This window comes from Paraburkholderia sp. HC6.4b, from assembly GCF_014200875.1.
Classification (GTDB): domain Bacteria; phylum Pseudomonadota; class Gammaproteobacteria; order Burkholderiales; family Burkholderiaceae; genus Paraburkholderia; species Paraburkholderia tuberum.
Genome location: NZ_JACHDC010000002.1, coordinates 65,423 through 78,155 on the forward strand (window position 1 = coordinate 65,423; position 12,733 = coordinate 78,155).

At 63.9% G+C, this 12,733-nt stretch carries 17 protein-coding genes and 2 pseudogenes; 9 read left to right on the plus strand and 10 right to left on the minus strand.

Features of this window, described 5'->3' with window-relative positions:
• The first annotated feature begins 5 nt into the window (after positions 1-5).
• The 4 genes and pseudogenes from HDG34_RS02580 to HDG34_RS02595 all read left to right on the plus strand — a co-directional run bounded on the left by HDG34_RS02580 (position 6) and on the right by HDG34_RS02595 (position 2,249).
• Entirely contained in the window at positions 6-458 is a 453-nt protein-coding gene (locus HDG34_RS02580; protein WP_184057475.1) for a MarR family winged helix-turn-helix transcriptional regulator, read from the plus strand.
• Between the two features lie 171 nt (positions 459-629).
• Positions 630-1,049: an organic hydroperoxide resistance protein gene (locus tag HDG34_RS02585; protein ID WP_184057477.1), complete on the plus strand. Its 420-nt coding sequence runs from the start codon at positions 630-632 to the stop codon at positions 1,047-1,049.
• 208 nt (positions 1,050-1,257) lie between these two features.
• Positions 1,258-1,733: pseudogene (locus tag HDG34_RS02590) on the plus strand (FAD-binding domain-containing protein); the annotation flags it as partial.
• 57 nt (positions 1,734-1,790) lie between these two features.
• Complete coding sequence (locus HDG34_RS02595; protein ID WP_090808383.1) at positions 1,791-2,249, plus strand: TspO/MBR family protein; 459 nt, start codon at positions 1,791-1,793, stop codon at positions 2,247-2,249.
• A gap of 156 nt (positions 2,250-2,405) precedes the next feature.
• On the opposite strand, the gene HDG34_RS02600 is transcribed toward HDG34_RS02595, so the two are convergent.
• Together HDG34_RS02600 and HDG34_RS02605 are read right to left on the minus strand one after the other, a co-directional pair.
• Positions 2,406-2,585: a DUF3563 family protein gene (locus tag HDG34_RS02600; protein WP_090808381.1), complete on the minus strand. Its 180-nt coding sequence runs from the start codon at positions 2,583-2,585 to the stop codon at positions 2,406-2,408.
• A gap of 109 nt (positions 2,586-2,694) precedes the next feature.
• Entirely contained in the window at positions 2,695-3,873 is a 1,179-nt protein-coding gene (locus HDG34_RS02605) for a PHB depolymerase family esterase (protein ID WP_184057479.1), read from the minus strand.
• A gap of 358 nt (positions 3,874-4,231) precedes the next feature.
• Here HDG34_RS02605 and HDG34_RS02610 point away from each other — a divergent pair, with 358 nt between their 5' ends.
• The 4 genes from HDG34_RS02610 to HDG34_RS02625 all read left to right on the plus strand — a co-directional run bounded on the left by HDG34_RS02610 (position 4,232) and on the right by HDG34_RS02625 (position 7,306).
• The gene (locus HDG34_RS02610) at positions 4,232-4,933 is read left to right on the plus strand and encodes a phosphatase PAP2 family protein (protein WP_184057481.1); all 702 of its coding nucleotides are present in this window, start codon (positions 4,232-4,234) and stop codon (positions 4,931-4,933) included.
• Between the two features lie 190 nt (positions 4,934-5,123).
• Positions 5,124-5,897, plus strand: a complete 774-nt coding sequence (gene modA, locus HDG34_RS02615) for a molybdate ABC transporter substrate-binding protein (RefSeq protein WP_184057483.1) — start codon at positions 5,124-5,126, stop codon at positions 5,895-5,897.
• A gap of 22 nt (positions 5,898-5,919) precedes the next feature.
• Complete coding sequence (gene modB, locus HDG34_RS02620; protein ID WP_184036157.1) at positions 5,920-6,594, plus strand: molybdate ABC transporter permease subunit; 675 nt, start codon at positions 5,920-5,922, stop codon at positions 6,592-6,594.
• A gap of 1 nt (position 6,595) precedes the next feature.
• Positions 6,596-7,306 (plus strand): sulfate/molybdate ABC transporter ATP-binding protein, encoded by a 711-nt coding sequence (locus HDG34_RS02625; RefSeq protein WP_184057485.1) that lies wholly within the window; start codon positions 6,596-6,598, stop codon positions 7,304-7,306.
• Positions 7,307-7,343: 37 nt separating this feature from the next.
• On the opposite strand, the gene HDG34_RS02630 is transcribed toward HDG34_RS02625, so the two are convergent.
• On the minus strand, positions 7,344-8,189 hold the full coding sequence (locus HDG34_RS02630; protein ID WP_184057486.1) for a TOBE domain-containing protein: 846 nt from the start codon (positions 8,187-8,189) through the stop codon (positions 7,344-7,346).
• Positions 8,190-8,273: 84 nt separating this feature from the next.
• On the minus strand, positions 8,274-8,978 hold the full coding sequence (locus HDG34_RS02635) for an SDR family NAD(P)-dependent oxidoreductase (RefSeq protein ID WP_184057488.1): 705 nt from the start codon (positions 8,976-8,978) through the stop codon (positions 8,274-8,276).
• 144 nt (positions 8,979-9,122) lie between these two features.
• Here HDG34_RS02635 and HDG34_RS02640 point away from each other — a divergent pair, with 144 nt between their 5' ends.
• Complete coding sequence (locus HDG34_RS02640; RefSeq protein WP_184057490.1) at positions 9,123-9,383, plus strand: hypothetical protein; 261 nt, start codon at positions 9,123-9,125, stop codon at positions 9,381-9,383.
• On the opposite strand, the pseudogene HDG34_RS02645 reads toward HDG34_RS02640, so the two are convergent.
• The 6 genes and pseudogenes from HDG34_RS02645 to HDG34_RS02670 all read right to left on the minus strand — a co-directional run bounded on the left by HDG34_RS02645 (position 9,266) and on the right by HDG34_RS02670 (position 12,691).
• Positions 9,266-9,806, minus strand: a pseudogene (locus HDG34_RS02645) (NAD(P)H-dependent oxidoreductase). The gene HDG34_RS02640 and the pseudogene HDG34_RS02645 overlap by 118 nt on opposite strands.
• Complete coding sequence (gene arsB / locus HDG34_RS02650; protein WP_184057492.1) at positions 9,803-10,903, minus strand: ACR3 family arsenite efflux transporter; 1,101 nt, start codon at positions 10,901-10,903, stop codon at positions 9,803-9,805. Before arsB ends, HDG34_RS02645 begins: the two are co-directional and overlap by 4 nt.
• Entirely contained in the window at positions 10,890-11,411 is a 522-nt protein-coding gene (locus HDG34_RS02655; RefSeq protein ID WP_184057494.1) for an arsenate reductase ArsC, read from the minus strand. Before HDG34_RS02655 ends, arsB begins: the two co-directional genes overlap by 14 nt.
• The gene (locus HDG34_RS02660; protein ID WP_184057496.1) at positions 11,408-11,878 is read right to left on the minus strand and encodes an ArsI/CadI family heavy metal resistance metalloenzyme; all 471 of its coding nucleotides are present in this window, start codon (positions 11,876-11,878) and stop codon (positions 11,408-11,410) included. The genes HDG34_RS02655 and HDG34_RS02660 overlap by 4 nt, the downstream gene beginning before the upstream one ends.
• Entirely contained in the window at positions 11,875-12,207 is a 333-nt protein-coding gene (locus HDG34_RS02665; protein ID WP_184057498.1) for a helix-turn-helix transcriptional regulator, read from the minus strand. The genes HDG34_RS02660 and HDG34_RS02665 overlap by 4 nt, the downstream gene beginning before the upstream one ends.
• Before the next feature lie 91 nt (positions 12,208-12,298).
• On the minus strand, positions 12,299-12,691 hold the full coding sequence (locus HDG34_RS02670) for a tautomerase family protein (RefSeq protein WP_184057500.1): 393 nt from the start codon (positions 12,689-12,691) through the stop codon (positions 12,299-12,301).
• Positions 12,692-12,733: the final 42 nt, after the last annotated feature.

Consider the following 12,733-nt stretch of genomic DNA (forward strand, 5'->3'; position numbering starts at 1 on the left):
GAATCATGACCCAGCGCCCCGCTCTCCCCTTCACGCTCGACGAGCAACTGTGCTTTGCGCTCTACTCGACCTCGCTCGCGATGACGAAAGCGTACAAGCCGCTGCTCGAAAAGCTCGGACTCACGTATCCACAGTATCTGGCGATGCTCGTGCTGTGGGAAACCGACGACGTCACCGTCAAGGACATGGCCGCGCGCCTGAATCTCGATCCGGCGACGGTCACGCCGCTGCTCAAGCGCCTCGAAGCGCAGGGACTCATCGAGCGCGCGCGCGGCACCGACGATGAGCGCCTCGTCTACATTCGCCTGATGGGCGCGGGCAAGGCGCTCAAGCGTCAGGCGCGCGACGTGCCCGGCGAAATCTTCTGCGCGACGCAGCAGACGGCGGACTTCCTGCTGCGTCTGCGCGACGACCTCACACGCCTGCGCACGACGCTCAACGACTTCATGGACCAGTAGGGCGATAACTGAAAAGGACTAGTTCCGGTTCCATCGAAAAATTCATTTGCACACAAATGATTTGTGTACTATCTTGGTCACCTGCCGCTTCGCTAGCGCTTCGCCAGACCGGCGAACCGGCAGCCAGCGGCAAACAAGCCAACCCTGACACCCCAGACTAGGAACCGCACCATGAACATCCTCTACAAGGCAAGCGCAACGAGCACCGGCGGCCGCGACGGCCGCGCCGTATCGTCGGACGATGCATTGGACGTGAAGCTGGCGGCACCGCGTGAACTCGGCGGAAATGGCGCAGCAGGCACGAATCCCGAACAGCTGTTTGCAGCCGGCTACTCGGCCTGTTTCCTGAGCGCCATGAAGTTTGTCGCCGGCCAGCGCAAACAGGCCCTGCCGGCCGACGCGCAGGTTTCCGCCGACGTCGGCATCGGTCCGAACGACAAGGGCGGCTTCGCGCTCGACATCGACCTGCGTATCACTCTGCCGGGTCTGGCTGCGGACGCTGCCAGGGAACTGGTGGATGCAGCGCACCAGGTCTGCCCGTACTCGAACGCTACGCGTAACAACGTCGCGGTTCGTCTGCACGTCGCTTGAGGTCAGGTCGGCCGTTGCGCCGATCAGCAATGCTCAAGAAGAACCGCTCACGGCGCATTACCCTGCGCCGTCGCGAGCAGCGCCCGCACCCTGCACAAAGGGCCGGGCGCTGATTGTTTTCGCGCGCACGGCACGCATCCTGCGTAGCCGGTCCTCGACCACCTTCAGCCCGACTGCCTCTCCCGATGACACGCGCCCGCCGCCTGCAGCGTTCGCCGCCTGGTGCGACGGCCGCACCGGCTATCCGCTCGTCGATGCCGCGATGCTGCAGTTGAACCAGACCGGCTATATGCACAACCGTCTGCGGATGGTCGCGGCAAGCTTCCTCGCGAAGGATCTCGGCATCGACTGGCGGCTCGGCGAGCGATACTTCGCCGATTTGCTGAACGACTTCGATTTCTCGGCGAACAAGGGCGGCTGGCAGTGGGCCGCCTCGACCGGCTACGGCGCGCAACCTTACTCCCGTATTTTCAATCCGCTCACGCGATCCGAAAAATTCGATCCCGACGGGCGCTTTATCAAACGATATCTACCGCAGCTCGCGAACTTGCCGGCAAAATGGATTCACGCGCGGTGGCTGGCCGGCGCGGAGCGGCTCGCGGAATTCGGTGCATGGTACGGGGCGGGAATTATCCCGAACGGATCGTCGACCAGGCACAGGCCCGCGAGCGCACACTGGCCTGATACGGAAAGTGAGTGCCTGCTCACATTACTGAATAAGAAGGTCTGAAGGGGGCGAAGATGCGCCGTCTACCGTCGCTGCTCGTGTTTTTGATCCTGACGCTGGCGGCCGGCTGGGCCGCGAGTCTGTCTCTGCCGGACGCGTGGTACACGGGCCTGCAAAAGCCTGTGTTCAATCCGCCGAACTGGGTTTTCCCACCGGTCTGGACCGTACTTTACGTGCTGATGGCGTTTTCCGCGTGGCGCGTGTGGAAGCGCGACGGCCTGACCGCGGCGATCGTACTGTGGGTCGTGCAACTGGTGTTCAACGCCGCGTGGATGTGGCTGTTTTTCGGCCTGCATCGGCCGGAGACGGCGCTGATCGACATCCTGATTCTGCTGCTACTGATCGTGATGCTGACGTATGTGTTCTGGCGGCGCGATCGCCTCGCGGGCATTCTGCTCGTGCCGTATGTCGTGTGGGTCGCGTACGCCGCGCTTTTGAACTACGCGTTGTGGCAGTTGAATCCGGCTGCTTGAGTGGGGTCTGCCAAGCGGGCACGAAGGCCGCGCGATGAGTAAAGGGGAATGCGCGTTACGAGTACTAGCCTTGATGGCCAACCCCAAACACCAGCGCCTCACCACGCGCCGATGTTCCGATTGCTGACGGCCTGATGCCGATTACAGGCAGTCGGCTTAGCCGTAGTGCTGGCTCATCCACGACGGACGCGCGTTCGTCTCTTGATCGAGCTTGCGCATGCGGAATTCGAGATCGTAGAGATCGGTCGCTTCAGCGAGATAGGCGTCAGCGCGCTCCTTCGCGAGCTGGTCCGGCGATTTGGTCAGAAACAGGAACAGGCGGCTGATCAGATACATGGTTTACCTCGGCAATGATAGCTAGGCGGTTACGCCTAAGGGATAACCCGTATTATAGGGAAAACCCTGATTACATGCCACTGCTCATTTTCGAGGTGTTGCTCGGACGTCACCGCCCGACCGACGATGCCGCCAACCCTTCCGCGATGCGGCCCGCGTCCGTGCGACGCTGATGCCGGAAAAACTCCCACAGCATGGCGCTCGCGTCCGGGCCCTTGGATGAATGGAAGGGCAGCGCATCGTCGCCGCCGGCCCATGCGTGACCCAGCCCCTGCACACGACAAAGCCGTACCACGCGCCGCCCGCCGCGCAGATAATCGCGCATCACGACGCCATTTTTGCGGTCCTCGCGCGTCTCGCCGGCTTTGCGCGCGCCGTTTGCGTCAATGAGGCGGTTCAGACGCAGGAACTGTGTCGCCAACTGGTCCGCGTTGACCGGCGCCACCACATGGTCGGCATCGCCGTGGACGATCAATGCCGGCATGCCCGGGTATTGCGCGACATTCGTGGTTTCGTCGACGAGTTCCGCCGGCTCGCGACGCGCGCCGCGCCGCATCACGTCCATCGCGGTAATGCCGGAGCGCGCCTCGCCGAAAGCGGGGCCGGAATGCAGCGCGACCGCGGCGAAATGCCCGGGGTACTTGACGGCCAATAGCGCAGTCAGCCCCGCGCCCGCCGAAATCCCCGCCACGTAGACACGCGCGCGGTCAAAGCCGTGCTGCTCGACCAGCGAATCCACCAGCGACACGACCGCGCGCGCTTCCGCGCCGCCCGCGTTATCGCCGGCATCGTACCAATGCCAGCAGCGGTGCGAGTGCGCGTGCTTCGATTGCTCCGGATACACGACCGCGAAGCCGTGGCGGTCGGCGAGCAGGTTCATGCGCGTACCCTCGGCGAATTCGTCGATCGACTGCGTGCAGCCATGCAGCATCACGACCAGCGGCATCGCCTCATGCGCGTGCCCGGACGGGATATAGAGCCCGTACTGCAGGTGATTGACCAGCCGGCCCGGCGCGGCCGGCGCGGAATGGAACGAGCGCGTCCACGCGCCGCTCGCCCACGCTGCCGCGCGTGGACGCACGCGCGACTCGCGCGGCGCTTCGCGTTTCATCGGCGTGCGTAGCGCGGCAGCCGGCTTCAGTGGATGAGCCTTGCTCGACGGTTTGGTGGTGGCGGCGCGAACCGGTCGCGCCTGCGCTCGCTTGGCGGTTTTTTGCGCGTGTTCGGTTTGGATCGCGAGCAGGCGCTTGAAACCACGCAGCCAGATTTTCGATAGGCTTTTTGCCATCGGCGATAACCTCGCAAAAGAGACAAATGCGGACCCCAAAACTGCGGATCAGATGAAGTTGTGCAATGCACAATAACATCATTTTTCCTGCGGTGCTGAACACAGCGCCGCTCTTCGTGCCCCATTTCGATCGTCGCGAACCTTGCCGGGGCCCTGTCGTCAAACCACGTCGATAGCCGTTCGGCAGCCCACATTCGGCGTGCAAAAGCGCTGTGCGCCGCAAGACCGTCGCGCGACACCCGACTATACTGGCGGTTGATCTCCCGACCTGTCGATCCGGGCCGCATCGGCGTTTCGTGCCGGCCGCGCGCCGATTTCCACCAACCCGATGTCACGCGACCCGCGTCGCGCTCCCGCCATGCCCGATTTACCGATCCACCTGTGGTATTCGATCACCAGCCTCGGCGGCGCCGGCTTGACGCTGCCGCTCGCGCTCGCCATCGCGCTGTGGTTGGCGGTCGGCTACTCGTGGCGGCTCGCGGCCTGCTGGCTCGCGCTGCTCGGTACGGCGATCGGCGTCGTGACCGTGACCAAGCTCGCCTTCCTCGGCTGGGGCGTCGGCGTGCGCGAGCTCGATTTCACCGGCGTCAGCGGTCACTCCATGCTGTCCACGGCCGTCTATCCGGTCGCGCTGTTTTTGATGCTATTGCCCGCGCGCCGCGCCGTCCGGCTGCTCGGCGTGCTCGGGGGGCTTGCCGCCGGCCTGGCGGTGGGCTTGTCGCGCGTCGTGCTGAGCGCGCATTCGCCGTCCGAAGCCGTGACTGGCTGCCTCGTCGGCGCGCTCGCCGCGCTCGTGTTCGTGCGCATCGCGTGGAATGCGGAGCCGGGCCGGCTGTCGGCGCTCCCGGTCACCGTCAGCCTGATGGTGCTGGCAATCCTGATGCACGGCGTGCACGTGCCCACGCAGCGCTGGGTCACGCATATCGCATTGAAGGTGTCCGGCCACGACCGGCCGTTCATTCGCGCGAAATGGCTGTCCCCACGCGACATTCGACCGTCGGCCGCGCCGCTGTCGCAAACGCGCAATACGCTCCAGCCGATGCGCGCGTCGGACATCTGAGCACGCTGCGCCGGCCCTTCCGCCGCGTTTTCAAGCTTCCTTTTACAGTTTCGTAGCACTTCCCTCGCTTCACGCCATACGTGAAGCGCTGCGCCGAATCGACCGTTTCGCCCACCGCTATAACCGCGCATATATTACGATAGCGTTTTTAAGCCACTGCTTCCCGTTCACGTCAGACTCCAGGTCCTTCATGACACTCTCTTGCCATCTGAAGCAGTACGCGCTGTGCGTCGCAGCCGCCGTCGCGGTCGTGGGCAGCGTCAAGGCCCACGCCGATGAACTGGTGGTCTCGGCCGCCGCCAGCCTGACCAATGCGTTCAAGGCGGTCGGCGACGCGTTCGAGCAACAGCATCCCGGCACCAAGGTTCTGTTGAACTTCGGCGCGTCCGACGTGCTGATGCAACAGATCGTCAAAGGCGCGCCCGCCGACGTATTCGCGTCCGCGGATCAGAAGGCAATGGACAAGGCCGCCGCCGAAAAGGTGATCGTGCCGTCGACGCGGCGCGACTTCGCCGCCAACTCGCTGGTGCTGATCGTGCCAGCCGACAGTCATTTCGCGCCCGCCAACCTCAACGCGCTGACGACCGCGAACGTCAAGCGCGTCGCGTTCGGCGATCCGGCCTCGGTGCCGGTTGGCCGCTACACGCAAGGCGCGCTTCAGGCCGCCGGCGTGTGGGACGCGGTCAGCGCGAAGGCGGTGCTCGCGTCGAACGTGCGTCAGAGCCTTGATTACGTCGCGCGCGGCGAAGTCGACGCCGGCTTCGTGTTCGGCACCGATGCCGCGATCATGCCCGACAAGGTCAAGGTCGCGCTGAACCTGCCGACGCAAACGCCGATCAGCTATCCGATCGCGCAGGTCGAAGGCAGCCATCACGCGGCCGACGCGCAAGCCTTCATCGACTTCGTGCTGTCGCCGGCCGGCCAGTCGGTGCTCGCGAAGTACGGCTTCAAGCCGGCGCATTGATTCACGGGGAGAGCACACGCTCATGCAACAGGCCTGGGTTCCGCTGCTGCTATCGCTGAAGGTCGCAGGCTGGGCCACCGCGCTCACTCTCGTGCTCGGCGTCGCGGCCGCGTTCGGCCTGTCGCGCTGGCGCTCCGGCGCGCGCGACGTGATCGATTCGCTGCTGATGCTGCCGCTCGTGCTGCCGCCCACCGTGCTCGGCTATTACCTGCTCGTGCTGCTCGGCCGACGCGGCGTGATCGGCGCGTGGCTCGACCGCTTCGACATCCAGCTCGTCTTCACGTGGCAGGGCGCGGTGATCGCGTCGACGGTGGTCGCGTTTCCGCTCGTGCTGAAGTCCGCGCGCGCCGCCTTTGAGGGCGTCGATCCGCAGTTGGAGCGCGCGGCGCGCACGCTCGGCGTCAGCGAAGCCGCGGTGTTTTTCCGCGTGACGCTGCCGCTCGCCGCGCGCGGGATCCTCGCGGGCGGCCTGCTCGCGTTCGCGCGCGCGCTCGGCGAATTCGGCGCGACGCTGATGATCGCGGGCAATCTGCCAGGCCGCACGCAGACACTGTCGGTCGCGGTCTATTCGGCGGTGCAGGCCGGCGACGACAGCACCGCCAACTTCCTCGTGCTCGTGACATCGGTCGCGTGCGTGACGATCCTGCTGCTCGCGGGGCGTCTCGTGCCGCAGCACACGCTTCTGAGAGCCCGCTGACATGCCGCTCAACGTCGCCATCCGCAAGACCTTCGAGACCGCCGAGCGGCGCTTCACGCTCGACGTCGCGTTCAGCGCGAGCACGCAGCGGCTCGTGCTGTTCGGGCCGTCGGGCGCGGGCAAGAGCCTGACCTTGCAGGCGATCGCCGGCTTGCTGCGTCCCGATGAAGGGACCATCACGCTGCACGGCACCACCTTGTTCGATAGCGCGGTCGGCATCGATCAGAAGCCGCAGGCGCGCAAGATCGCGTATCTGTTTCAGGACTACGCGCTGTTTCCGCATCTGAATGTGCGGCAGAACATCGGCTTCGGGCTGCAGCGGGGCTGGCTCAATCCGCGTGCGCGCGGCGCGCATGCGCAGGTCGATTACTGGCTCGATGCGCTCGAATTGAGGGGCTTGGCGGGCAATCACCCGGCGCAGCTGTCGGGCGGGCAGAAGCAGCGTGTGGCGCTCGCGCGCGCGCTGGTTTCGCAGCCGCGCCTGCTGTTGCTCGACGAGCCGTTTTCCGCACTGGATAGTGAGTTGCGCCAGCGCATGCGACGCGAGCTATCGGACCTGCAAACGCGGCTCGATATTCCGATGGTGCTGATCACGCACGATCCGGACGACGTCGCCGCATTCGGCGATCAGGTCGTGCAGGTCAGCGACGGCCGCGTGCGCGAGGATCATCCGTTCGCAGGATATGCGCGCAGCGAGGCGTCGCCTCGTTGAGCGGGTGGCATTGCGCTTCCGTTACGCCCCGGCAACCTCAATCCTTCACGCCAAGTATCACGCTCGACGCCTTGAACACCGCGACCGCGCTCGCGCCTTCCTGCAAACCGAGCATGTCGACGCTGCCATTGGTGACGACCGCCGTGACCACCGCGCCGCCTTCGAGCCCGAGCGACACTTCCGCGTTCACCGCGCCGCGCTTCACGCCGTGCACGGTGCCACGCAACTGATTGCGCGCCGACAGGTTCAACGGCGCATCGCGATCGCCATCACCCGGTACGAGCAAAACGACCCACGACGCCTTGATCAGCGCAAACGCCGCCACGCCGACCGCGAGCCCGAGGGCTTCGGTGCTCTCGTGCGTGAGCACGGCGACGATCGTGTGGCCGCCGGGCAGCGCGAGCGACACTTCGTCGTTGACGGTGCCGCGCTCGATCGCCGACACCGTGCCGTAGAACTGATTGCGCGCGCTCGTCTTCACGCCGATGCGGCCGATCAGGTCCCAGTCCGTCGCGAAGCCCTCGCCAATCGCCGCGCCCGCGCGTTCGAGAAAGCGCCGATGCTCGCGCTCGACCGCGCGAAACGTCTCGATCAGCTTCATCGCGCGCGGCGTCAGCGTCGTGCCGCCGCCGCCCTTGCCGCCGGTCAGACGCACGACGAGCGGCTCGCCGGCGAGGTTGTTCATCGTGTCGATGGCATCCCACGCGCCTTTGTAGCTGATGCCGACCGCCTTCGCCGCGCTCGTGATCGAGCCGGTCTCGCCAATCGCCGCAAGCAGCGCGATGCGGGCCGCGCCGCCGAGCGTCTGCGTGCCCGCCTGAAACCAGACGGAGCCGCCGAGTTCGAGGGCATCGCGGGGAGGATCGGGGCGGTCGATGGTCATGGCAGAGAGTGATTGAGGGTACGTGTAGGGCGGCGAATCATTATAGCGACGCGCTCTTCTACCGCTGGCCCCTACGCTTGCCGTTCACCAAGGCACGACTCTGCCGAGGTAGTCGAGGTAATGCAAACCGGCACGGCCCTCGTAAGCGTCGATCGTGCTGACCAGGTTCGGGATGCTTTCGTCGATGCTCAGACGCGCGTCCGGCCCGCCCATGTCGGTTCGCACCCAGCCGGGCGCCATCAGCAGCAGGGTTCTGGTATCGCTTCGATGACGCGCGGCAAAGCTTCGCATGAACATGTTGAGCGCGGCCTTGCTGCCGCGATAGACCTCGTAGTTACCATTCTCGTTGTTGGCGACGCTGCCCTGCCCCGACGACATCACGCCGATCGTGCCAGTCGGCCGAACGAGATCCTGCAAGGCCTCGACGACCCGCATCGGACTCAACGCGTTCGTCACCATTACGCGCACGAATTCGTTGGTCGATACATCCGCGATCGTTTCACTATCGTCGTTCTTGACGCCGGCGTTGACGAACAGCAGGTCGATCGGACGTCCTTCGAGGCGGCCCCGCAACGCGGCGACCTGTTCGGGCATCGTGATGTCGACCGTTTCGACTTCGAGTGCGTCATGTGACGCCGTCGCAAGCTGAAGGAGCCTGGTCGTGGAATTTTGCCTGCCGGTCGCGATGACTCGCCAGCCGCGCTTCAGATACTCCTCGACCATCGCGAAGCCGAGGCCGCGCGAGGCGCCGATCAGAAGCACGGTTTTTTGCTGGTTTGCGGGTTGCATGGAACGTTTCCTGTCGATGGACTCGGGTTGAAGCCGGTCCAGGAAATATAGTCCCGCGTGATACAGCGCGGAAGATGCAATGCTTGCACTTACCGACCGTGAATCGCCGACAATGAGCAAGCGCCCGAACCAGGAGACCGCGCGATGTCACCCTCTCGTGAATACTGGTTCCCAGCCAAACGCTATGGCTGGGGTTGGGGCCTTCCCGTGCGCTGGCAAGGATGGGTGACGCTGCTCGCGTATTTCGTGTCGCTCGGGGTGGTCGTTTTCCGGTTTCAACCCGCGGGTCATCCGCTCACGTTCGCCTTGCTGGTCGCCCTATTAACCGTGGCTCTCGTGGTCGTGTGCTGGCTGAATTGCAGGGGCGCGGCCTCCTTGCGCTCGCTGTATCGATCGGTCAGATAGTCCGAACGGTCCCGCACGAGCAGCGTGAACTTGAACAACTCTTCCATCACGTCGACCACGCGATCATAGTCAGTCGATCTGATTCTTGAATACGGCCGTGAGATTGCCGTGGCGTTCCGGGCTGCACCAAACCTGCCCCTCCGACCACTCGGACAGCTTGCGCAGTTCGACGACCTTCGGATGATCTGCCGGGACGCTATCGGCGAGCGGCAGGCCGTGCGGGTCGAATACCCGCGTTTGCGCTCCGAAATGCCGGAGGATGCGCTCGGCTTCGAGCGTCAGCAGCCGGCTATACGACGTTGCTCGCAGCGACCCGTAAAGCAGCAGGATGCGTGGCGGATGCGTTGAAGTGGTCACGGGTGCCAGCTTGTCCACGTCCGGTATATCGAGGTGAATAGGGCTGACGTTCGGCAGATCACTCATCGCGATCCGTTTCTCCCCAAGTTGGGCGCGGCGTTCCGCTGCCCTGATTCGTACCATGCTTGCGAACGGTTCACGACCCCCACGACGAGCAGCATCACGGGGACCTCGATCAGAACCCCAACCACCGTCGCCAGGGCGGCACCCGAATGAAAACCGAACAGGCTGATTGCGGTGGCCACGGCGAGTTCGAAGAAGTTGCTTGCGCCAATCAGACTCGACGGGCCAGCGACGCAATGTGCGACGCCTAACTGGCGGTTGAGCAGGTAGGCCAGTCCCGAGTTCAGAAACACCTGAATGAGGATTGGCACGGCGAGCATCGCGATCACCAGCGGCTGCTCAACGATCTGCTGACCCTGAAACGCAAACAGCAGGACCAGCGTCACGAGCAAGGCGCAGATGGACCAGGGACCGAGACGGGCAACGACGCTACGGAAATGCTCTTCGCCCTTTCGAAGAAAGCGTTGGCGCAGCAGTTGCGCGAGGATGACCGGGATCACTATGTAAAGGCCAACCGAAGCGATCAGTGTGTCCCAAGGCACTGTAATCGCGGACAGCCCGAGCAACAACGCGACGAGTGGCGCGAACGCCACGACCATGATCGAGTCGTTCAGCGCGACCTGCGACAGGGTGAAATACGGGTCGCCCTTGCACAGCTGCGACCACACGAAGACCATTGCCGTGCACGGCGCGGCGGCGAGCAGGATGAGACCTGCGAGGTAGCTGTCGAGTTGCTCGACGGGCAGCCACGGCCTGAACACGTGACGAATGAACACCCAGCCCAACAAGGCCATCGAGAACGGTTTGACGAGCCAGTTGACCGCGAGCGTCACGCCGATGCCGCGCCATTGGCTGCCGACCTGCTTCATCGCCGAGAAGTCGATCTTGATGAGCATCGGGATGATCATCACCCAGATCAGCACGCCGACGGGCAGATTGACGTGCGCGAGTTCCATGCGCCCGAGCGCCTGAAATGCGCCCGGCAACAACTGGCCGAGTATCACGCCTGCCACGATGCACAGCGCGACCCACACCGTCAGATAGCGCTCGAAGAAGCCGATAGCCGGGCGCGCTGCTGCACGAGCCTCAGCGCGACTCATTGGTTTCCTCTGCCGGACGCTCGCCAATGGCACGCATTTCGCGCCGGATTGCGTCGTGGTTGAGCGCGTGCAGCGGCAGGTTCACGAACTGGCTCACGCGATTCATGATCTGTCGATAGACCTTGTCGAAAACTTCGCGCTTCTCGTCGTCGGTTCCCTGGCAGGCTGCGGGATCTTCAAAGCCCCAGTGCGCGCTGATCGGCTTGCCGGGCCAGATCGGGCAGACCTCGCCCGCGGCCTGATCGCATACGGTAATGACGAAGTCCATCTGCGGCGCGTCGGGCGTTGCGAACTCGTCCCAGCTCTTACTGCGCATCTTCGCGGTGTCGTAGCCCAGTGCCGCGCATTTCTCGATCGCGAACGCATTGACTGCGCCGGATGGATGGCTGCCCGCGCTGTACGCGCGAAACTGTCCTTTGCCGAGCACATTGAACAGCGCTTCGGCCATGATGCTGCGTGCGCTGTTGCCGGTGCAGAGAATCAGTACGGAATACGGTTTGCCGCTCACGTGCGGCTCCGAAATGAAATGCTTGTCTGGGACGGAGCGCAGCAGGCTGCCGCGGATTCGTTTGCTGCCAATGCCTCCTGGGTATGAGATTGCCCATAGATGGGAGCCGATTCGAGGGTCAGAAAGGTTTCCCAGGCCACGCCTTGCGGATCGACGGTCCACGCCTTGTCCGACTTCGCGTAACAGCATGTCGTGCCGCTCTGATGCTGCACGGGAACTTCAGCGGCGGCGAAGCGCGCGTTCATCTCTGCCAGTTCTTCATCGGTTTCGACCTGGATGCCAATGTGATCGACGCCAGGTTTCGCCCCGCGTTGCGAGATCGCGAAGTTCACGACGGGGTCGCTCAACTCCCACTTGCAGTAATCGCTCTTGATGACCGTCGGCTCGACGTTGCCAAACATCGCGCTGTAGAAGCGGATGCTGTCGGCAAGATTGTCCACAGCCACGTGAATGTGCATGCGTTTCATGTTTCGTCTCGGCAGCAGTTGGAAAGGTCGCTCGCGGCGCACGATGCACCGGAGCAGCAGTTCTCTGTGAGGAAGCCGATCAGCGACGTCATCGCGTCGAAGTTTGCGGTGTAGATGACGAAGCGCCCTTCCTGTCGCGGACTCACCAGTCCGACGTGTGTCAGGTCTTTCAGGTGGAATGAAAGGCCGGAAGGCGAAATGCCTAACTGCTGCGCTATTTCGCCAGCCGCCATGCCTTCGGGACCGGCAACGACGAGCCGGCGAAAGATCGCGAGACGGGATTCGTGAGCGAGCGCGCCGAGCGCGCGTACGGCATTGATCGTGTCCATAACGACACTATATCCGCCTCACCGTTATATTTTAATATTTGTTGAAATGTCGCAATTTGGTCGGTGGTTCGCTCTTTGTTGACGCATGGCGCTAGTCGGGACGGCTTGCGTACTGCGCAATCCCATTCCCAAACGACCAGTTCTCCTTCTCGACCTCGACGAGATTGATGAACACATCCTCGGGCCGCACGCCCGGCGACTTCCCGAGTTCATCGACGATGCGCCGGTAGAGCGCCTTCTTCTGCTCGACCGAACGCGTGTTGCTAACGGTCAGCTGGATCACGACGAGATCGTCGCCGCGCTCGATATTCTGGTACTGCCGGTCATAGATCATGTTATCGGGCGTGTGCTCGGTGATCAGCATGAACATGTCGTCCTTCGGCACGTTGAACGTGTCCACCAGCGAGCGCTGGATGCCGGCGCTCAGCGCCTGGCGGTAATCGGCCGGCTTGCCGGCGCGCAGTGAGATCCGGGTGAGCGGCATGATGGGCTCCTTGTTTGCGGTGTTGGGTTGAACACAGCTTAG